This window comes from Mycobacterium sp. GA-2829 (assembly GCF_001499965.1).
Taxonomy (GTDB): domain Bacteria; phylum Actinomycetota; class Actinomycetes; order Mycobacteriales; family Mycobacteriaceae; genus Mycobacterium.
On record NZ_LQIT01000039.1, the window covers coordinates 35,739 to 55,758 of the forward strand.

Here is a 20,020-nt window from a genome sequence, read left to right on the forward strand (position 1 = left end):
CCGGTCAGATCCGCTCGATGATCGTGGCGGTGCCCATGCCGCCGCCCGTGCACATGGTGACCAGGCCGGTGGCCAGATCGCGGCGTTCGAGTTCGTCGAGCACGGTGCCGATCAGCATCGCGCCGGTGGCGCCGATCGGGTGGCCGAGCGCGATCGCGCCGCCGTTGACGTTGACCCGCTCGGGATTCAGGTCGAGGTCGCGGATCGTCTTGAGCGGCACCGCGGCGAACGCCTCGTTGACCTCCCACAGGTCGATGTCGGCCGCGCGCATCCCCGCCTTGGCCAGGCAGCGCTGCGCGGCCGGGCCGGGGGCGGTGAGCATGATGATCGGTTCACTACCGATGGCGGCGGTCGCACGGATCCGCGCCCGTGGTGAGATGCCCTGTGCGCGCGCCCATTCCGGTGCAGCGATCACCACGGCGGCCGCACCGTCGACCACTCCGGACGAGTTGCCCGCATGGTGCACGTGGTCGATGCGCTCGACCTTCGGGTACCGGTCCAGGCAGATCTCGTCGAAGGTGCGCGATTCCCCCGCGACACCGGACTCTCCCATCGCGGCGAACGCCGGGCGCAGTGCGGCGAGTTTCTCCACCGTCGTCCCGGGTCTCGGATGCTCGTCACGGTCGAGCAGTGTCGCACCGTCGGCGGCGGTGACCGCGATGATCGATCGGTCGAACCGCCCCTCGGCCATGGCGCGTTCGGCCCGGGCCTGACTCTGCGCGGCGAAGGTGTCGACGTCCTCGCGGGTGAAACCCTCGAGCGACGCGATCAAGTCGGCGGATATTCCCTGCGGCACAGTCGGATAGCGCTCCCGGAAGGCGGGATTGTCGCCGTCGATGGTCGGCGAGCCGACGGTCACGTTCCAGCGCGACATCGACTCGACACCCCCCGCGATCACCAGATCCTGCGCACCACTGGCCACCCCGGCCGCGGCGACGGTGACCGCCTGCTGACCGGAACCGCAGAACCGGTTGAGCGTCATGCCCGGGACCGTCTCCGGCCAGCCGGCCAACAGCAGCGACAGCCGTGCGATGTCGTCGCCGTGCTCACCGGCCAGCAGCCCGTTGCCCGCGACGACGTCGTCGACCTCGCCGGGTTCGAATCCCCCGCGCGCGGTCACGGCGCGCATGCACTGGGCGAAAAGCTCCTGTGGGTGGACGCCGTGCAGGCCGCCGCCGGCGCGCCCGCGTCCGCGCGGCGTGCGCACGGCATCGAGAATCCAGGCCTCCGTCATCGGGCAGCTCCCCTCGTCGCGAGCCGGCGGCAAGGGCGAGAATGCCCGAGAATGCCTTTGCGTATCGAGAGAAGACTATTCTCCGAAAAGGTGTAGGGCAATCACGACCCGCCCCTAAGCTGTGCGAGTGCCCAGCGATGCGCCGACGGTCCAGCCCGCCGCGTTCCTGCGCTCCACCCTGCCGCTGGACCTCAGCGGGCTGCCGGCCCTCGACAGCGGCCGTTATCACTCGATCTGGCTGCCCGACCACATGGTGAGTTTCTGGCCGGACTCGATCTGGACCCCGGAGTTCACCGACCTCGCGACCGCGTCGCCGTCCCCCCACCGACATCTCGACGGGATGGCGGTGGCCGCCGCAGCGGCCGTGCTCACCGAGTCGACGCCGCTGGCCACCGCCGTCGTGGACACGGTCCGGCGGCATCCGGCGTCGCTGGCGCAGAGCGCGCTGACGATCGACCACCTGGCGCGCGGCCGGTTCATCCTCGGGCTGGGCAGCGGTGAACGCGAGAACATCCTCCCCTACGGCTTCGACTTCGACCGGCCGGTGAGCCGGTTCGAGGAGGCGCTACACGTCATCCGGCTGCTGTGGCAGTCCGACGGGCCCGTCGACTTCACCGGCCGGTTCTACCGGCTGCATCAGGCGCGGCTGGACACCGAACCGTTCGGCGGCCGGGTGCCGCCGATCTGGATCGGCGCCAGCGGGCCCCGGATGCTCGAGATCGCGGGTCGGTACGCCGATGGTTGGTGGCCGGCCGGCGCATGGACGCCCGGCCACTACGCCGACATGCTCGCCACCGTGCGGACCGCGGCCGACCGCGCCGGGCGCGACCCGCTGGCCATCACGCCGTGCTACATCCAGATCTGCCTCATCGCCGCCGACGACGCCGCACTCGCCGAGATCCTGCAGGCACCGCTGGTCAAGGCGTTCCTGCTGCAGGTGTCGGCGGAGACGTTGCGCGGGTTCGGGTTCGAGCATCCGATGGGCGGCGGCTGGCGGGGCTTCCACGACATCGACCCGGCGACACTGACCCGCGAGCGGATCGTCGACTTCCTGGCCCGCGTAGAGCCCGAGGCGCTCCTCGCGGTGTTGCCGCACGGCACCCCCGCCCAGGTGGCGCGGACGGTCAAAGAGTACGTGGACGCCGGGCTGCGGGTGCCCAAGATCATGGACTACGGCGCGATGGCGGGGCTGCGGCACGCCGCGGGCTCCGCCGACCGGGTGCGCGAGACCGAGGACGAACTGCTGCGACTGTGTGGGGTGCTGGTATGACGTTGGTCGCGCAGGACCTGCTGGCTCGGGCCGAGACGGCCACCGGACTGCACGACTACGGCGATCCGACGCTGCCTGCGCGCTTCGGAGTCGCGGTCGACCACCTCAACGGGCTCGGCATGGACGCCGACGGACTGCGGCGGGCCGCGGAGGTCTGCCACTGGCTGCTCACCACCCGGCTGGAGTTCTTCGCCGACCGCGACCGGTACCCGGTCGCCGCCGAGGTGATCGACCGGCCGATGTTCGTCACCGGCGAACCGCGTTCCGGCACAACGCTGATGCACGCGCTGCTGTCGGTGGATCCGGATGCGCGGGCGCTGCGGTTCTGGGAGTTGATGTATCCGTCGCCGCCACCCGGCCTGGCCGCACCGGACGATCCGCGGCGCGCCCGCGCGGATGCCGACTGGCGGGAGATCAACGCGAAGACGCCCAAATGGCTGCACAGCCATCCGTACAACGACATGCTCGGCGACGGTCTGCCCGAGGACGAACGGACGTGGGCGTTCGACTTCCGGGTGATGACGCCGACGGCGTGGTGGCGGGTGCCGATGCAGACCGTCGTGGGCGGGCTGCCGACCGATCCGGCCGCGCAGTACCGCATCCACAAGGCGATGCTGCAGCAGTGTCAGTACGGCAGGCCGCCGAAGTACTGGGTGCTCAAGGGTTTTCACGGCTTCCGATTGACCGAGTTGTTCGCCGAGTATCCCGATGCTTCGCTGATGTGGTTGCACCGCGACCCGGTCCAGGTCGCCGCGTCGCGCACCATGATGATGGCCGACATCCTCGACGGCATCGTCGGACCGATCGACCTGAAGGCCGCGGCGAAGATGCACCTCGAGCTCACCCGCGCGAGCATCGCCAACACCATGAGCCATCCGCTCGTCGACGATCCGCGGATCCACCACGTCCGCTACACCGACTTCGTCGCCGATCCCGTTGCGACCGTGCGGGCCTACTACGAGTTCCGCGGACGCACCCTGACCGACGCGGCGGAGGCCGCGATGCGCCACTACCTCGCGCACAACCGCGGTGACCGGTACGGCAAGTTCCGGTACTCCACATCGCTGTTGACCGACATCGGTGAGGACATCGACGCGCTCAACGAGGAGTTCCGGCCGTTCCGCGAGCGCTTCGGCGTGCCGATCGAGAAACGGGACTGAACTCGATGCACGACCGGCTGTCGGTGCACAGCGTGACGTTCTACGGGGACTCCCCCGCGGCGCTGCACGCACGGTGGGAGGCGTTGGGTCTGACGCGGTTGAGCATCCTCGACTCCCAGTTGGCGGACCAGGAACTCGTCGGGCACCGGATCGACGCCGTCTACCACCTGTTCGCCGGCGGGCATCTGCAGTCGGACCGGGAAGACGCACGGACGGCGTTGACCGCGGTGATCGATGCGGCCGCCGGCACCGGGGCGCGCATGATCTACATGCTGACGGGCGGCCGGGGGTCGTTGACGTGGCGGGAGGCGGCCGAGGAGTTCTGCGCCGCGGTGGCGCCCTGCGCGGCGCACGCCCGAGCCCGCGGTGTCGCGCTCGCGATCGAGAACGCGTCGAGCCTGTACGCCGATCTGCACATCGCGCATTCGTTGCGCGACACCATCGCACTGGCCGAGATGGCCGGCCTCGGGATCTGTATCGACCTGTTTCACTGCTGGGCCGAGGCCGACCTGCCCGCCCTGGTCGAACGCGCCCTGCCCCGCACCGAACTCGTGCAACTCAGCGACTACGTCCTCGGTGACCGCGCACTGCCCGCCCGCGCCGTACCGGGTGACGGGGCGATCCCGATCGAACCGTTCGTCGCCCAGGTGCTCGCCGGCGGCTACGCCCACGGTTTCGACCTCGAACTCATCGGCCCCCGCATCGAGGCCGAGGGTCGCATGGCGGCGGCGCGGCGCGCCTGCGAGACCGTCGGCGCGCTGTTGGACCGGGTGGCGCGCTGATGGCCTTCGGGGACGGACCCGACGACGCCGCGCTGGCGGCGGCGTGGGACGGGTTCTGCGACCGCTTGAAAGCGGCTGGGGCGCAGGTGTTCAAGGACCACAACGCGACGTCGGGTAGTCAGCGGGTGGATGCGCTGCGCTTCCTCACGCAGAACCTCGGGCAGGCGTTCGACCTGGCGCTGGAGACCGCCGACACCGGCTACCCGATCGTGCACGCCTTCTGCACACCGTTGCGCAAACTCGGCGGCGACAGCGCCGACTTCACGTATCACCAGGCGTGGATCGACGGCGCCCACACCTACCGGCTGTCCGGAAACCGCGGCACCGCGCCGTTTTTCAACATCACCGTGCAGGGGCCGCGTCCCGAGGGGCCCGGGGTGCTGCACGAACCGTTCGGCGACGTCCCCGAGGCGAACCTGCTTGGCCATCAGCTGACGACGGAGCCCGACGGCACGTTCGAGTGCTACGTCGGCGGACCGCGGCGTGGGCCGAACTGGCTGCCGACCACCCCCGGATCCCGAAAGCTGTTCATCCGCCAGGGTTTCGACCGGTGGGACGAACGGCCCGCCGAGCTGCGGATCGAACGTATCGACATGACGTCGCCACGTCCGCTGCCGACCCCGGACGACATGGTGGCCGCGATCGCGTGGGCCGGCGACTTCGTCCACGGCGTGATGACCGACTGGCCGGAGTTCCCGTTCACCCACGGGGGTGTCGACGCCGCGCACCCCAATCGGTTCCCGGCCGTCGACGCCGCGGCGGGTGACGACAAGCGTGGCCGCGCGGCGGCGAACATGTACTGGGAGCTGGCCGCCGACGAGGCGCTGATCATCGAGTTCGACGCGCACGAGGGGCTGTGGATGCTCACCAACATGGGGGTGTTCTTCAACAGCATGGATTACCTGTACCGCCCGGTGTCCTACACCCCGAGCCGGACGGTGACCGACGCCGACGGCACGAATCGCATCGTGCTCGCCCACGACGACCCCGGCTACCACAACTGGCTCGACACCCAGGGTTTCCGCCGCGGCAACGTCACCTACCGCCACATGCTGACCGGGGCACCCGCCGCACTGCGCACCCACATCGTCGCCCGGGCGGACCTCGCCGAGGCGCTCCCGCCGCACACCGCAACCGTGACCCCGCAGCAGCGCACCGAGGCGATGTGGGCGCGGTTCAACGGGGTCCGGTCCCGCCACCGCATGTGAGCGGTCAGCTGCAGGCGGCGAGAACCAGCTCACGTACGCGCGCCGCGTCGGCCTGCCCCTTGGTGGCTTTCATCACTGCACCGACGATCGCGCCCGCAGCAGCCACCTTGCCGCCGCGGATCTTCTCCACGATCCCCGGGTTGGCGGCCAGTGCCTCGTCGACGGCGGCCTGCAGCGCCGAATCGTCGCGCACCACCTCGAGTCCGCGGTCGGCCATCACCTTCTCGGGTTCGCCCTCACCGGCGAGCACACCCTCGACGACCTGGCGCGCCAGCTTGTTCGACAGCTTGCCGTCGTCGACCAGTTTGACGACCGCGGCCACCTGGGCCGGGGTGATCGGCAAATCGGACACCGCCACTCCCGCTTCATTGGCCTTCTGCACCAGGAAGTTCCCCCACCAGGCGCGCGCGGCCTCACTGGACGCCCCGTGCTCGACGGTCGCGGCGACGAGTTCGATCGCGCCGTTGTTGACCAGATCGCGCATCACCTCGTCGGAGATACCCCACTCCTGCTGAATCCGCTTGCGCGTCAACCACGGAAGCTCCGGCAGGGTGCCGCGCAGCCGCTCGACGAGGTCGGCGTCGGGCGCGACCGGTTCGAGGTCGGGTTCGGGGAAGTAGCGGTAGTCCTCCGCGGTCTCCTTGCTGCGGCCGGGTGAGGTGTACCCGTCCTCGTGGAAGTGGCGGGTCTCCTGGTGCACCGTGCCGCCAGAGGTCAGCACCGCGGCCTGGCGGCGCATCTCGTAGCGCACCGCCACCTCGACGCTCTTCAGCGAGTTCACGTTCTTGGTCTCGGTGCGGGTGCCGTACTCGGCCTGGCCGATCGGTTTGAGCGACACGTTGGCGTCGCAGCGCATCGAGCCCTGGTCCATGCGGACGTCCGACACGTCGAGGCCCCGCAGCAGATCGCGCAGCGCGGTCACGTAGGCACGGGCGATCTCGGGCGCCCGCTCCCCCGCCCCCTCGATCGGCTTGGTGACGATCTCGATCAGCGGCACCCCGGCCCGGTTGAAGTCGGCCAGCGAGTTCGTCGCCCCGGCGATCCGGCCGGTGTCGCTGCCCAGGTGGGTGAGCTTGCCGGTGTCCTCCTCCATGTGCGCGCGCTCGATGTCCACGCGCCAGGTGCTGCCGTCGTCGAGCGGTACGTCGAGGTAGCCGTTGAACGCGATCGGCTCGTCGTACTGGGAGATCTGGTAGTTCTTCGGCTGATCGGGATAGAAGTAGTTCTTCCGCGCGAACCGGCACCATGACGCGATCTCGCAGTTCAGCGCCAACCCGATCCGGATCGCCGACTCCACCGCCTGCTGGTTGAGCACGGGCAGCGCACCCGGCAGCCCCAGGCACACCGGGCAGACCTGGGTGTTGGGCTCGGCGCCGAACGCGTTGGCGCAGCCGCAGAACATCTTGGTCGCCGTCGAGAGCTCGACGTGGACCTCCATACCCATCACCGGTTCGAAGCGGGCCACCACGTCGTCGTAGTCGAGCAGTTCAGCCGCCGATGTCACCGTCATGACCTCGATCTTAGTTGTGGTGTCCGGCGCGGCCCGAGGCCGCGTACCCGGTCAGCCGAAGAACTCGGCGGCGTCGTCGTAGCGCGACTGCGGCACCAGTTTGAGCTGGCGGGTCGCGTCGGCCAGCGACACCCGGCCGATCTCCTGACCCCGCAGCGACACCATCATCCCGAACTCGCCGGCGTGGGCGGCGTCGGCGGCGTTGACCCCGAAGCGCGTGGCCAACACCCGGTCGAACGGGGTGGGTGTGCCACCGCGCTGGACATGGCCGAGGACGGTCACCCGCACGTCGCGGTTGACCCGTTTCTCGACCTCGATCGCCAGTTGCTGTGCCACCCCGGTGAACTTCTCGTGGCCGAACTCGTCCATCCCGCCCTGCCGGAGCTGCATGGTGCCCTCGGCGGGTTTGGCGCCCTCGGCCACCACGCAGATGAAATGCGAATCCCCGCGCACGAAGCGCTGTTTGACCAACCGGCAGACCTCTTCGACGTCGAAGGGCTGCTCGGGGATCAGCGTCATGTGCGCCCCGGACGCCAGACCCGCGTTCAGCGCGATCCAGCCGGCGTGGCGGCCCATCACCTCGACCAGCATGACGCGCTGATGCGATTCGGCGGTGGAGTGCAGCCGGTCGATCGCCTCGCTGGCCACCGTCAACGCGGTGTCGTGGCCGAAAGTGACGTCCGTGCAATCGATGTCGTTGTCGATCGTCTTCGGCACCCCCACGACGGGGACGTTCTCCTCGGACAACCAGTGCGCGGCGGTCAACGTGCCCTCACCGCCGATCGGGATCAGCACGTCGATCCCGTTGTCGTCGAGGGTCTGCTTGATCTGGTCGAGCCCGGCGCGCAGCTTCTCCGGATGCACGCGCGCGGTGCCGAGCATCGTGCCGCCCTTGGCGAGCAGACGGTCGTTGCGGTCGTCGTTGCGCAACTGGATCCGCCGGTTCTCGAGCAGTCCGCGCCACCCGTCCTGGAAGCCGACGACCGAGGAGCCGTAGCGCACATCGCAGGTGCGGACCACCGCCCTGATCACGGCGTTCAAGCCGGGACAGTCACCACCGCCGGTGAGAACTCCGATGCGCATAGCCCCTATTCTCCCTGTCCAGGCCGCCGAGCGCACGGTTGTTCACCGTTGCACCCGGTCGACGCGTACACCAACCGTGCGGTCGGCGCCCTAGATCGCGGTGGGCAACGGGCCGCGCGCGGCCTCGTAGGCCGCACCCACCCGGTAGAGCCGGTCGTCGGCCAGTGCGGGCGCCATGATCTGCAGACCCACGGGCAGGTTGTCGTCCGGCGACAGCCCGGACGGCACCGACATCCCGCAGTGCCCGGCCAGGTTCAGCGGCAGCGTGCACAGGTCGAACAGGTACATCGCCAGCGGATCGTCGACCTTCTCGCCGAGGCGGAACGCCGTGGACGGGGTGGCCGGGGTGACGAGGACGTCGACCTTCTCATAGGCCTTGTCGAGATCACCGGCGATGAGCGTGCGGACCTTCTGCGCCTGGTTGTAGTACGCGTCGTAGTACCCGGCCGACAGCGCGTACGTGCCGATCATGATGCGGCGCTTGACTTCTGGGCCGAAGCCGGCGGCGCGGGTCAGCGCCATCACCTCTTCGGCGCTGTGCGTGCCGTCGTCGCCGACGCGCAGACCGTAGCGCATCGCGTCGAAGCGCGCGAGGTTCGACGACACCTCCGACGGCAGGATCAGGTAGTAGGCGGCCAGCGAGTGGTCGAAGTTCGGGCAGTCCACCTCGACGACCTCGGCGCCCAGCGCGGTGAGCTGGTCGACCGCCGCGGTGAACGACGCCTGCACCCCCGGCTGGTACCCCTCGCCGCTGAGCTGTTTGACCACACCGACCCGCACCCCGCGCAGATCGCCGGTGGCGCCCTCGCGGGCGGCGGCCACCACGTCGGGCACCTCGGCCTCGACCGAGGTCGAGTCGCGCGGATCGTGGCCGGCGATCACCTGGTGCAGCAGCGCGGTGTCGAGCACGGTGCGGGCGCACGGGCCGCCCTGGTCCAGCGACGAGGCGCAGGCGATCAGCCCGTACCGCGACACCGTCCCGTAGGTGGGCTTCACCCCGACGGTGGAGGTCAGTGCCGCGGGCTGGCGGATCGAACCGCCGGTGTCGGTGCCGATGGCCAGCGGCGCCTGGAACGCCGCGAGCGCCGCCGCGCTGCCGCCGCCGGACCCGCCGGGGACGCGGTCGACGTCCCAGGGGTTGCGGGTCGGCCCGTAGGCGGAGTTCTCGGTGGAGCTGCCCATCGCGAACTCGTCCATGTTCGTTTTGCCGAGGATGGGCAGGCCCGCGGCGCGCAGCCGCACGGTGACGGTGGCGTCGTACGGGGAGCGCCACCCCTCGAGGATCTTCGAACCGCACGTCGTCGGCATGTCGGTGGTGGTGAAAACGTCCTTGAGCGCGATCGGCACCCCGGCCAACGGCGACGGCAACCGCTCACCGGCGGCCACCGCGGAGTCCACCCGCGCCGCCGAGGCCAGCGCCTTGTTTCCCGCGACGTGCAGGAACGCGTGGTAGCGGTCGTCGGTGGCGGCGATCTGGTCCAGGCAGGCCTGGGTGAGCTCGGTGGCCGAGATCTCCTTCGCGGCGATGCGGCCTGCCAGCACGGCTGCGGTCTCGCGGATCAGTTCGGTCATTCCGGCTCCCCCAGAATCCTCGGCACGGCGAAGCGGCCGTCGACCGCATCCGGCGCGGCGTCGAGCGCCTCGGCCTGGGTCAGGCCGGGCACCACCACGTCGGGGCGGGTGACGTTGACGTCGGTGAGCGGGTTGCCGGTCGGCTTCACACCGGCGACGTCGACGGACTGGATCGCGCTGACATGGTCCAGGATGGCGTCCAACTGGCCGGCGAAGCTGTCGAGTTCGTCATCGCTCAGCGCCAGGCGGGCCAGTCGGGCCAGGTGGGCCACCTCGTCTCGGGAGATCTGGGACACGACCACGAAGCCTAGTCGGGGGCCGCCGGCGGCGGTTTGGCGAGTCGCTTCAGTCCGCGGTCCGTGCCAAAGTGGTCGCCGTGCCTTCGTACCTGCTGCGCGTCCAGATCGAGGACCGGCCCGGCCGCCTCGGCTCTCTGGCGGTCGCGCTCGGCTCGGTCGGCGCCGACATCCTCTCGCTCGACGTGGTGGAACGACTCGCCGGATACGCGATCGACGATCTGGTGGTCGACCTACCCGCGGGCACGATGCCCGACGCGGTGATCACCGCAGCCGAAAGCCTCAGCGGCGTCTACGTCGACACGATCCGCCCGCACACCGGCCTGCTCGAGGCGCACCGCGAACTGGAACTGATCGAACACGTCGCCGAGGCCAAGGGACGCTCGGAGAAACTGCAGACGCTGGTCGACGAGGCGCCGAGGGTGCTGCGCGTCGGCTGGTGCACGGTCGTCCACGTCGACGAGACCGGGGTGCACCGGGTTGTGGGCAGCCACGGCGCCCCGGAGACCCAGGCCGAGAGCGCGCCCTGGCTGCCGCTGGAGCAGGCCGCGGCACTGGATGCCACCGATGACTGGATGCCGCAGGTGTGGCGCGATATGGACACCACGGTGGCGGCGGCCCCGCTGGGCGACCCGAACACCGCCCTCGTGCTCGGACGGGCGGGCGGGCCCGCGTTCCGGCCCTCGGAGGTCGACCGGCTCGATTACCTCGCCAAGATCGTCGCGACGATCCTGCGCTGAGCGCGTTCAGCCGCTGGCCGGCACCGGATAACGGTCGTTGACGTCGGCGTTGGAGTCCTTCCGCGCGCAGTGGGCGCAGCAGAAGATCGCGTCCTCGGTCTCGATGCCGTGGCCGAGGATCCGGCAGCCGCAGTGCGCGCACTCGGGCGCGATCTGCATCGCCGCGCACTCGATGCTGTCGAACGTCGCGCTGCGTCCGTCGGCCCACGTCACGGTGAACGCCTTGTCGTAGTGGTTGCCGCAGGTGTCGCAGATCGCCATGAACTTCCTCCCAAGTGTCGCCCTGATGTCGAAGTGACCCCTGGGGTTCCCGTGCGGCTGAGCGCCAAACCGTTTCGCCCATGTGCACCACGGGTATTGGATCGGCGGCGCCCAGCCCACCGCGCCGACCTTTTCCATACGACATGCGGAGGTTTTTCGCGTGGCTTCCAAGCCCATCAGCACCGGTCAGGACGTCGTCGACTACTTGAAGTCGCAGCACGAGACGATCCGGCAACTGTTCACCGAGACGCTCGACGCGGCCGACGCGGAGACCAAGCGGGAGAAGTTCACCCGTCTGCGGACCATGCTCGCCGTCCACGAGACGGCCGAGGAGATGATGGTGCACCCCCGGGTGCGCCGCAAGATCGAGAGCGCCGGCGCCGTCGTCGACGCCCGCCTGGCCGAGGAGCACGACTCCAAGGTCGCCTTGAGCGAACTCGAGAAACTCGACATCGACACCGCGGAGTTCAGCAAGGGGCTGATCCATCTGCAGGCCGCGGTCCTCGAGCACGCCGAAAAGGAAGAGGTCGAGGAGTTCCCGCTCCTGACCGAGCATCTCGACGCCGAGGAACTCCAACGCCTCGCGGTCGCGGTGCAGGTCGCCGAGCGGATCGCCCCGACGCACCCGCACGCCGGGGTGGAATCGGCCACGGCGAACTTCGCGCTCGGCCCCTTCGCCTCGCTGCTGGACCGCGCCCGCGACGCCCTGCGCGGCGCCGCGTGACCGCACCTTCCTGACCGACCCTCCGGGCGGCGGCTGTTACGGTCGATCGAGACCGTTTCCTGGCCGCCGTCTGGAAGGTTCCTGTGGGCACGCTGCTGATCATCCTGGCCATCGCGCTGTTCGCGGGCGCCGTCATCGCGCTGGTACTCGCATTCCAGCGGTCGAAGAAGACCTCCAAACCGCAACCCCAACGCTCCGACCCGCTGAAGTTCGCGACACCCCAGGAGTTCGGGCCGCGCCAACTCGGGCCGGGCGCCATCGTCAGCCACGGTGGCGTGGACTACGTGGTGCGGGGGTCGGTGACGCTGCGCCAAGGCCCCTTCGTGTGGTGGGAGCATCTGCTCGAGGGCGGTGCCGAACCGATCTGGTTCAGCGTGGAAGAAGACGAGGGCCGCCTCGAACTGGCGATGTGGACCCGCCGACCCGACCTCCAGCTCCAGCCCGACACCCCGCACGTCGTAGACGGCGTCGGGTACGTCATCACCGAACGCGGACGTGCCTCCTACACCACCGAGGGCACCACCGGTCTGCCGCCGGGCGGCGACATGGAGTTCGTCGACTACGCCAACAACGCCGGCGACACGTTCCTCGGCTTCGAGCGCTGGGCGCCGGAGATGCCGTGGGAGGTCTCGATCGGCCGGACCGTTCGCGCGGGTGAACTCACCGTCTATCCGGCACCCCCGCCGGGCTCGTAGGACACCGCGTTGCCGTTCCACGAACTCGCCGTGGCCCCCACTGACGTCGACGGAGCCGCACTCGGTCTCGCGCTCAACGCGCCCGTCCCCGCTGCGCTCGCCAGCATGCGGCTCACCCACGAGAGTGCGGGCGCGCTGGTCCTCGGGGTGCTCGGGGCGTCGCACGTCGTCACCGTGGACCATCCCGACGGTCTATTCAGCGAGGAGGTCTCGTGCACAGCGCACACCCACGGTCGCGCCCTGCCCGACCGCTTCCGCACCGCCGGCTACCGCTTCACCGCGCGGACGATGACCTGTGCCCCACCGGTTTTCGACGAGCTCGCGGCACGGTTGCGCCGCCGCTGCCTGACCGATCGGCAGACACTCGGCGGCCGGTTCCCCGGCGACGACGCCGCGCTGACCGTGCTGCGGGCGCTGCCGGACGGACCCGGATGGCGGTGGCACACCTGGCATCTGTACCCCGGTGACCACGGCGGCACGGCAGTGACGACCACCAGTTGGTGGCGGCCGTGACCCGCACCGGACTGTTCACGCTGTCGGGTGCACTGGCCGTCGGCGGGGTGATCTGTCTGCTGCTCGGGATGTCGATGATGGGCGGCAACATCCGCAACGACGTCGCGACCAACTACTCGCGGTACTCCGGGGACGCCGACGGCGACAACTACGAGTGCACCGGCTCGCCGAGCGCGGTCGCCGACGACATCGCCGCCCGGGTGCCGCCGGAGGCGCGGACCACCGACCGCGGCATCACTTACCTGCGCTACGACGACGAGATCGTCATCGTCGGACCCGACGGCACCCGGCCGTGCACGGTCCGCGTCGAAGACCTCGGCGCCCGCTACAGCTCGGGCGGCTTCATCTTCCTCGGCCCCGGCTTCTTCCCCGGTTCACCGTCCGGTGGGTCGGGCGGCAGCCCGGGCGGTCCGGACGGTACGAAGTGACACCCCCCACGAAGGAGCACCCGATGTACCTGGCCGTCGAGTTCGGCACCATCAGCGCAGAGAACCTCGCGCAGAACGTGGTCGCCGCGATCCTGTACTTCGTGATCGGCGCGCTGGTGCTGGCCGCCGGATTCGCCATGGTCGATCTGCTCACCCCGGGCAGGCTGCGCCACCTGGTGTTCGTCGAGTACCGGCCCAACGCCGTGGCGGTGGCGTCCGGTATGTACGCCGCGCTGGCGATCGTGGTGGTTTCGGCGATCATCGCCAGTTCCAGCGAACTCGCCCAGGGGCTGCTCGAGGCACTCGTCTACGGGCTGGTGGGCGTCGCGCTGCAGGGGGTGGCGCTGGTGATCCTCGAAGGCGTCGTCCCGGGGCGGTTCCGCGACCTCATCGAAGCCGACCGCCTGCATCCCTCGGCGATCGCGACGGCCGTCGTACTGCTGGCGGTGGGAGGGGTGAACGCCGCCGCACTGTCATGACGGCGACGGACCCTTCGCTTCTCGACTCCGAGTCGGCGGCCAGTACCCGCTGGCGGGCGTTGCTGCTGGCCGCGGTCGCCGCCTGCGCCGCCTGCGGACTGGTCTACGAGCTGGCGCTGCTGACGTTGTCGTCGAGCATGCACGGCGGCGGGATCGTCGCCACGTCGCTGATCGTGGCGGGCTACGTGGCGGCGCTGGGCGCGGGTGCGCTCGCGGTCAAACCGCTGCTCGGGCACGCCGCGATCACGTTCATCGCGGTCGAGACGCTGCTCGGGGTGATCGGCGGGCTGTCGGCGGCCGCGCTGTACGTCGTGTTCGCGTTCATCGGCGGGTCGACGTGGGTGCTGGTGGTCGGTACGGCGCTGATCGGCGGGCTGGTCGGCGCCGAGGTGCCGCTGCTGATGACGCTGCTGCAGCGCGGGCGGACCGCGGGCGCGGCGGACAGCGGCCGGGTGCTGGCCAACCTCAACGCCGCCGACTATTTCGGGGCGCTGGTCGGCGGCCTGCTGTGGCCGTTCCTGTTGCTCCCCCACGTCGGCATGATCCGCGGCGCGGCGGCCACCGGGATGATCAACCTCATCGCGGCGGCCGTCGTCGCGGTGTTCCTGTTGCGCCGCATCGTCTCCGGGCGGCAACTGGGTGTCGCGTTGGGTGTGCTGAGTGCGGCGCTGGTGTTGCTGGTGACGCTGCTGCTCCGCGCCGACGGCGTCGAGACCACCACGCGCCAGCGGCTCTACGCCGACCCGATCGTCGCGTACGCCCGGTCGCCGTATCAGGAGATCGTGGTCACCCGCCGCGGTGACGACATGCGCCTCTACCTCGACGGTGGGCTGCAGTTCTCCACCCGCGACGAATTCCGCTACACCGAGAGCCTCGTGTATCCCGCACTCGGGCAGGGGGCGCAGTCGGTGCTGATCCTCGGCGGCGGCGATGGATTGGCCGCCCGGGAACTGTTGCGGGCCAACACCGTTCGGGACATCACCCAGGTGGAGTTGGATCCCGCCGTGATCGACCTGGCCCGCACCACGCTGCGCGACACCAACCGCGGCGCGCTCGACGATCCGCGCGTCACCGTGGTCGTCGACGACGCGATGACCTGGCTGCGCACCGCCGACCGGACGTTCGACGCGGTGATCGTGGACCTGCCCGATCCGGACACCCCGGTGCTGGGCCGCCTGTACTCGACCGAGTTCTATCTGCTGGTGGCGCGCACGCTGAGACCCGACGGGCTGATGGTGGTGCAGGCGGGCAGCCCGTTCTCGACGCCGACGGCGTTCTGGCGCACCGTGTCGACGATCGAGTCCGCGGACTTCGCGGTCACCCCGTATCACGTGCACGTCCCGACGTTCGGGGACTGGGGATTCGCGCTGGCCCGCCGCGGTGCGGCGCCGCCGGTGCCCACGATGCCGGAAGGCGTTGAGCCGCTGCGGTTTCTGAATCAGGAGGTGCTCGACGCCGCGACGGTGTTCTCCGCCGACGTCGCCCCACGGCGCCTGGAGCCGTCGACGCTCGACCACCCCCGCATCGTCGACGACATCCGCGCGGGCTACCGCTAGTCGGCAGGCTCCTGCGGCCCGTTCTCCAACAGGGCGCGGAACCCGTCCTCGTTGAGGACAGGCACACCGAGTTCGATGGCCTTGTCGTACTTCGACCCGGGCGCATCCCCGGCGACCACGTAGGCGGTCTTCTTCGACACCGAGCCGGCGGCCTTGCCGCCGCGGGCGATGATCGCCTCCTTGGCCTCGTCGCGGGAGAACCCGGTCAGCGAGCCCGTCACGACGATCGAGAGCCCCTCGAGCGTGCGGGCGATGCTGGCGTCGCGTTCGTCGGCCATCCGCACCCCGGCCGCGCGCCACTTCTCGACGATCGCGCAGTGCCAGTCGACGGTGAACCACTCCTTGACCGCGGCCGCGATCGTCGGGCCGACGCCCTCCACCGCGGCCAACTGCTCCTCGGACGCCTCGATGATCGCGTCGAGTGAGCCGAACTCGGTGGCCAGCGCCCGCGCCGCGGTGGGCCCGACGTGGCGGATCGACAACGCGACCAGCACCCGCCACAGCGGCTGCGCCTTGGCCTTGCCGAGGTTGGCCAGCAGCCGCCTGCCGTTGGCCGACACCACACCCTTCTGCGTGGTGAACAGCGAGGTGCGGAGCAGGTCGCCCTCGGTCAGCGTGAACAGGTCGCCCTCGTCGGTGATGACGCCGGCCTGCAGCAGCGCGATCCCCGCCTCGTAGCCGAGGCCCTCGATGTCGAACGCCCCGCGGCCGGCCACGTGGAACACCCGCTCCCGCAGCTGCGCCGGACAGGTCCGCGAGTTCGGGCAGCGGATGTCGGCGTCGCCCTCCTTGGCCGGGGCCAGTTCGGTGCCGCACTCCGGACAGTGGGTCGGCATCACGAATTCGCGCTCGGAGCCGTCGCGCAGGTCGACCACCGGGCCGAGCACCTCGGGGATCACGTCCCCGGCCTTGCGGATCACCACGGTGTCGCCGATCAGCACGCCCTTGCGCTTGACCTCCGACGCGTTGTGCAGCGTCGCGAGCCCGACGGTGGACCCGGCCACCTTCACCGGCTCCATGTACGCGAACGGCGTGACCCGGCCGGTGCGGCCTACGTTGACCCGGATGTCGAGGAGTTTGGTCTGCGCCTCCTCGGGCGGGTACTTGTAGGCCACCGCCCAGCGCGGCGCGCGCGAGGTGGCGCCCAGGCGGCGTTGCAGCGACACCTCGTCGACCTTGACGACCAGGCCGTCGATCTCGTGTTCGACGTCATGGCGGTGCTCACCCCAGTAGGCGATCCGCTCGGTGACCGCGTCGAGGCCCTGCACCCGGGTGGTGTGCGTGGACACCGGCAGCCCCCACTCCTTGAGTGCGCGGTAGGCGTCGTGCAGGGTCTTCGGCGTGAAGCCCTCGGCCTTTCCGAGGCCGTGGCAGATCATGTGCAGGTTGCGGCGGGCGGTGACGGCGGGGTTCTTCTGCCGGAGCGATCCGGCAGCGCTGTTGCGCGGGTTGGCGAACGGCGCCTTGCCCTCGGCGACCAGCCCGGCGTTGAGTTCCTCGAAGTCGACGACGCGGAAGAACACCTCACCGCGCACCTCGAGCACCTTGGGCACGGGGAACTCGTCGGACGGGGTGAGCCGCTCGGGGATGTCGGCGATGGTGCGCGCGTTGAGCGTGACGTCTTCCCCGGTGCGGCCGTCACCGCGGGTGGCGGCCCGCTCGAGTCTGCCGTCGCGGTACACCAGCGCCAGCGCCACCCCGTCGATCTTGAGCTCGCACAGGTAGTGGGCGTCGGCGCCGATCTCGGCCTTGATGCGGCCCGCCCAGGCGGTCAGCTCCTCGGGGTCGAAGACGTTGTCCAGGCTGAGCATCCGCTCGAGGTGCTCGGCTGGGGTGAAGTCGGTGGCGAACCCCGCGCCGCCGACCAGCTGGGTCGGCGAATCGGGGGTGCGCAGTTCCGGATGCTGCTCCTCGAGGGACTGTAACCGGCGCAGCAACGTGTCGAACTCGGCGTCGGTGATGATCGGCGCATCGCGGACGTAGTAACGGAACTGATGCCCGCGCACCTCGTCGGCCAGCTCCTGCCATTCCCGGCGCACGTCGGGATCCGTCGCATCGTCGGCCTGCTGCGCCAGCGCCGCCTCGGCGTCTTTCGAGCTCACTCCCGAAGGCTATCGAAGGGGGGCGACAAGTCTTAGCGTGGCGGTCATGCCCCATCCGATCATGTTCCGCGACGACGATTTCGGGCTGGCCGAGGTGCGGGACATCGCGCTCGCGTTCCCCGGCGCCCACGAGAAGGTCTCACACGGCAGGCCCGGGTTCTTCGTGTCCAAGATGTTCGCGATGTACGGCGGCAGCACCAAGCAGACCGGCGAGATGACCACGGTGTCGCACTGCGTGCTGGTCAAGGTCGACGAGTCCGACCGGGCGGCCCTGCAGGCCGACGACCGCTTCTTCCTGCCCGCCTACCTGGGCGCTTCGGGCTGGCTGGGGCTGGACTTCGACGTCGCCGACGTGGACTGGGCCGAGGTCCGCGAACTGGTCGACGCGTCCTACCGGCTGGTGGCGCCGAAGAGGTTGGTCGACCAACTCGACGGACTCTGACCGCGGCGGCCACCGGGCATGGTTCGATCGGAGGCACCATGAGTTTCGCCAGCCCGTACCCCGACGTCCACATCCCGACGACCAGCGTCTACGACTACCTGTTCAGCGACTTCGACGAGTCCGACGCCGCGCGCACCGCGCTGATCGACACCGCGACCGGTGAGCGCCTCACCTACGGCGAGATGCTCGCTCGCATCGACGCCTTCGCCGGCGCACTCGCCGAGCGCGGGGTGGGCGTGGGCTCGGTGGTCGGACTGCTCGCCCCGAACAGTGCGGCGTTCGCGATCGCGTTCCACGGCATCCTGCGCTCGGGTGCGACGGCCACCACGATCAACGCGCTGTTCACCGCCAAGGACATCGCCAAACAGCTGGCCGACTCCAAGGCCACGATGCTGGTGACCGTCACACCGCTGCTGGCCAATGCCGTCGAGGGCGCCGCCGCCGTCGGGATGAGCAAGGACCGCGTGATCGTGCTCGACGGACCCGGCGCCGCCGCCGACGGCCATCCGAACGCCGCGGACCTGCTCGGCCCGGGGCATCCGGCGCCCGACGTCAGCTTCGATCCGTCGACGCATCTCGCAGTGCTGCCGTACAGTTCGGGCACCACCGGCAACCCCAAGGGCGTCATGCTGACCCACCGCAACCTGGTGGCCAACGTCGCGCAGATCCGCCCCGTGCAGGGGATGACCGCCGACGACCGCATCCTGGCCGTGCTGCCGTTCTTCCACATCTACGGGATGACGGTGCTGCTCAACGCGGCACTGCACGCCAGGGCAGCGCTGGTGATCATGCCGAGGTTCGACCTCACCGCATTCCTCGCCAACATCGCCGAACACAAGTGCACCTACGCGTTCATCGCGCCGCCGGTCGCGGTGGCACTGGCCAAGCATCCGCTGATCGACGAGTACGACCTGTCCTCGCTGCAGGGCATCATGTCCGGCGCCGCCCCGCTCGACGCCGACCTCGGCCACGCCGTCGCCGAACGGCTGGGCTGCGCGGTGGTACAGGGCTACGGCATGAGTGAACTCAGCCCGGTCAGCCACGTCACGCCGTTCGACGGAGGTACGGGGTTCGTCGGAACGGTGGCGCCGTTGTCCTCGAGCGGGTGGACGGTGCCGAACTCGGAGAGCCGCATCCTCGACCCGGAGACCGGCGCCGAGATCGACGTCCCCGCAAGCGGTGTGAGCGCCACCGGCGAGCTGTGGTTCCGCGGCCCGAACGTGATGGCCGGTTACCTCAACAACGAGAAGGCCACCCGCGAGACCATCGACGAGGACGGCTGGCTGCACACCGGCGACCTGGCCCAGGTCGACGAACACGGCTGCGTCTACATCGTCGACCGGCTCAAGGAGCTGATCAAGTACAAGGGCTACCAGGTACCGCCCGCCGAACTGGAGGCGGTGCTGCTCTCACACGACGCGATCGCCGACGCCGCGGTGATCGGCGTGGTCGACACCGAATCCGGTGAAGAGGTGCCGAAGGCGTTCGTGGTGCGCCAGCCCGATGCGTCGTTGACCGAGGCCGATGTCATGTTGTTCGTCGCCGGTCAGGTCGCGCCGTACAAGAAGGTCCGCAAGGTGGAGTTCATCGACGAGATCCCGAAGTCCGCGTCGGGCAAGATCCTGCGAAAAGACCTGCGCCGCTGAGGCGTTGACTCTGCGCCCAGGGCACTCCCCACTCGGGGTTTGTCGCCCTGTGCGCAGAGTCAACGAAAAGTCAGCGGGTGGTGACGTAGACGATGCGGTCGTCGTTGTCGTAGCGGACCGACACGATCTTCGACTCGTCCAGCGGCTTGGTCATACCCTGCTGGTTGATGCGGACCTGGTAGCCGCGGTCATCCAGGGAGCTGATGGTGTCTTGGGCGTTGCCGGGGCCGGCGGGGGCGGCCCCGGCGGGGGCGGCGAAGGCCAGGAATCCGGTGGCCAGTCCGCCGGCGATGATGGTGGCGAATCCGAACTTGTTCAT

Annotated in this window: 21 protein-coding genes; 13 read left to right on the forward strand and 8 right to left on the reverse strand. The window is 69.9% G+C overall.

Annotation, left to right across the window (positions count from 1 at the left end; translation table 11 throughout):
* Nucleotides 1–4: 4 nt before the first annotated feature.
* On the reverse strand, nt 5–1,234 hold the full coding sequence (locus AU194_RS21935) for an acetyl-CoA C-acetyltransferase (protein ID WP_082698781.1): 1,230 nt from the start codon (nt 1,232–1,234) through the stop codon (nt 5–7).
* Nucleotides 1,235–1,361: 127 nt separating this feature from the next.
* Between AU194_RS21935 and AU194_RS21940 the strand changes: the two genes are divergently transcribed.
* The 4 genes from AU194_RS21940 to AU194_RS21955 are packed head-to-tail and all read left to right on the forward strand — an operon-like array spanning nt 1,362 to nt 5,654.
* A complete protein-coding gene (locus tag AU194_RS21940; RefSeq protein ID WP_059091378.1) occupies nt 1,362–2,504 on the forward strand; it encodes an LLM class flavin-dependent oxidoreductase in 1,143 nt (380 codons plus the stop codon).
* Nucleotides 2,501–3,664 (forward strand): sulfotransferase, encoded by a 1,164-nt coding sequence (locus AU194_RS21945; protein WP_059091379.1) that lies wholly within the window; start codon nt 2,501–2,503, stop codon nt 3,662–3,664. Before AU194_RS21940 ends, AU194_RS21945 begins: the two co-directional genes overlap by 4 nt.
* Before the next feature lie 5 nt (nt 3,665–3,669).
* Nucleotides 3,670–4,446, forward strand: a complete 777-nt coding sequence (locus tag AU194_RS21950) for a sugar phosphate isomerase/epimerase (RefSeq protein WP_059091380.1) — start codon at nt 3,670–3,672, stop codon at nt 4,444–4,446.
* Nucleotides 4,446–5,654 carry a DUF1214 domain-containing protein gene (locus AU194_RS21955; protein WP_059091381.1) on the forward strand — a complete coding sequence of 403 codons (1,209 nt, stop codon included), beginning with the start codon at nt 4,446–4,448 and terminating at the stop codon, nt 5,652–5,654. Before AU194_RS21950 ends, AU194_RS21955 begins: the two co-directional genes overlap by 1 nt.
* A 4-nt stretch (nt 5,655–5,658) precedes the next feature.
* On the opposite strand, the gene gatB is transcribed toward AU194_RS21955, so the two are convergent.
* The 4 genes from gatB to gatC all read right to left on the reverse strand — a co-directional run bounded on the left by gatB (nt 5,659) and on the right by gatC (nt 10,115).
* Nucleotides 5,659–7,164, reverse strand: a complete 1,506-nt coding sequence (gene gatB / locus AU194_RS21960; RefSeq protein ID WP_059091382.1) for an Asp-tRNA(Asn)/Glu-tRNA(Gln) amidotransferase subunit GatB — start codon at nt 7,162–7,164, stop codon at nt 5,659–5,661.
* Between the two features lie 51 nt (nt 7,165–7,215).
* Nucleotides 7,216–8,247: an ATP-dependent 6-phosphofructokinase gene (locus AU194_RS21965; protein WP_059091383.1), complete on the reverse strand. Its 1,032-nt coding sequence runs from the start codon at nt 8,245–8,247 to the stop codon at nt 7,216–7,218.
* A 90-nt stretch (nt 8,248–8,337) separates the two neighbouring features.
* Entirely contained in the window at nt 8,338–9,819 is a 1,482-nt protein-coding gene (gatA, locus tag AU194_RS21970) for an Asp-tRNA(Asn)/Glu-tRNA(Gln) amidotransferase subunit GatA (protein WP_059091384.1), read from the reverse strand.
* A complete protein-coding gene (gene gatC / locus AU194_RS21975) occupies nt 9,816–10,115 on the reverse strand; it encodes an Asp-tRNA(Asn)/Glu-tRNA(Gln) amidotransferase subunit GatC (protein ID WP_059091401.1) in 300 nt (99 codons plus the stop codon). The genes gatA and gatC overlap by 4 nt, the downstream gene beginning before the upstream one ends.
* Nucleotides 10,116–10,186: 71 nt before the next feature.
* Here gatC and AU194_RS21980 point away from each other — a divergent pair, with 71 nt between their 5' ends.
* Nucleotides 10,187–10,855 carry a hypothetical protein gene (locus AU194_RS21980; RefSeq protein ID WP_059091385.1) on the forward strand — a complete coding sequence of 223 codons (669 nt, stop codon included), beginning with the start codon at nt 10,187–10,189 and terminating at the stop codon, nt 10,853–10,855.
* Between the two features lie 6 nt (nt 10,856–10,861).
* Here AU194_RS21980 and AU194_RS21985 read toward each other — a convergent pair whose 3' ends face one another.
* A complete protein-coding gene (locus tag AU194_RS21985) occupies nt 10,862–11,116 on the reverse strand; it encodes a hypothetical protein (RefSeq protein ID WP_059091386.1) in 255 nt (84 codons plus the stop codon).
* Between the two features lie 160 nt (nt 11,117–11,276).
* Between AU194_RS21985 and AU194_RS21990 the strand changes: the two genes are divergently transcribed.
* The 6 genes from AU194_RS21990 (at nt 11,277) to AU194_RS22015 (ending at nt 15,511) form a co-directional block, all read left to right on the forward strand.
* Nucleotides 11,277–11,840, forward strand: a complete 564-nt coding sequence (locus AU194_RS21990) for a hemerythrin domain-containing protein (protein ID WP_059091387.1) — start codon at nt 11,277–11,279, stop codon at nt 11,838–11,840.
* 83 nt (nt 11,841–11,923) lie between these two features.
* Nucleotides 11,924–12,535: a DUF4178 domain-containing protein gene (locus AU194_RS21995; RefSeq protein ID WP_059091388.1), complete on the forward strand. Its 612-nt coding sequence runs from the start codon at nt 11,924–11,926 to the stop codon at nt 12,533–12,535.
* Nucleotides 12,536–12,544: 9 nt separating this feature from the next.
* On the forward strand, nt 12,545–13,048 hold the full coding sequence (locus AU194_RS22000; protein WP_059091389.1) for a DUF2617 family protein: 504 nt from the start codon (nt 12,545–12,547) through the stop codon (nt 13,046–13,048).
* Nucleotides 13,045–13,476, forward strand: coding sequence for a DUF4247 domain-containing protein (locus AU194_RS22005; RefSeq protein WP_059091402.1), 432 nt, complete (start codon nt 13,045–13,047; stop codon nt 13,474–13,476). Before AU194_RS22000 ends, AU194_RS22005 begins: the two co-directional genes overlap by 4 nt.
* Before the next feature lie 23 nt (nt 13,477–13,499).
* Nucleotides 13,500–13,955 carry a DUF350 domain-containing protein gene (locus tag AU194_RS22010; RefSeq protein WP_059091390.1) on the forward strand — a complete coding sequence of 152 codons (456 nt, stop codon included), beginning with the start codon at nt 13,500–13,502 and terminating at the stop codon, nt 13,953–13,955.
* Complete coding sequence (locus tag AU194_RS22015) at nt 13,952–15,511, forward strand: polyamine aminopropyltransferase (RefSeq protein ID WP_059091391.1); 1,560 nt, start codon at nt 13,952–13,954, stop codon at nt 15,509–15,511. Before AU194_RS22010 ends, AU194_RS22015 begins: the two co-directional genes overlap by 4 nt.
* Here the strand turns inward: AU194_RS22015 and ligA are convergent.
* Nucleotides 15,508–17,586, reverse strand: a complete 2,079-nt coding sequence (ligA, locus tag AU194_RS22020) for an NAD-dependent DNA ligase LigA (protein WP_157576385.1) — start codon at nt 17,584–17,586, stop codon at nt 15,508–15,510. The two genes, AU194_RS22015 and ligA, sit on opposite strands and share 4 nt — an antisense overlap.
* Before the next feature lie 73 nt (nt 17,587–17,659).
* Between ligA and AU194_RS22025 the strand changes: the two genes are divergently transcribed.
* On the forward strand, nt 17,660–18,055 hold the full coding sequence (locus AU194_RS22025; RefSeq protein WP_197417705.1) for an MmcQ/YjbR family DNA-binding protein: 396 nt from the start codon (nt 17,660–17,662) through the stop codon (nt 18,053–18,055).
* Nucleotides 18,056–18,093: 38 nt separating this feature from the next.
* Nucleotides 18,094–19,701, forward strand: coding sequence for a 4-coumarate--CoA ligase family protein (locus AU194_RS22030; RefSeq protein WP_059091393.1), 1,608 nt, complete (start codon nt 18,094–18,096; stop codon nt 19,699–19,701).
* A gap of 70 nt (nt 19,702–19,771) precedes the next feature.
* Here AU194_RS22030 and AU194_RS22035 read toward each other — a convergent pair.
* On the reverse strand, nt 19,772–20,020 hold a 249-nt coding region (locus AU194_RS22035), incomplete at its 5' end, for a hypothetical protein (protein WP_059091394.1).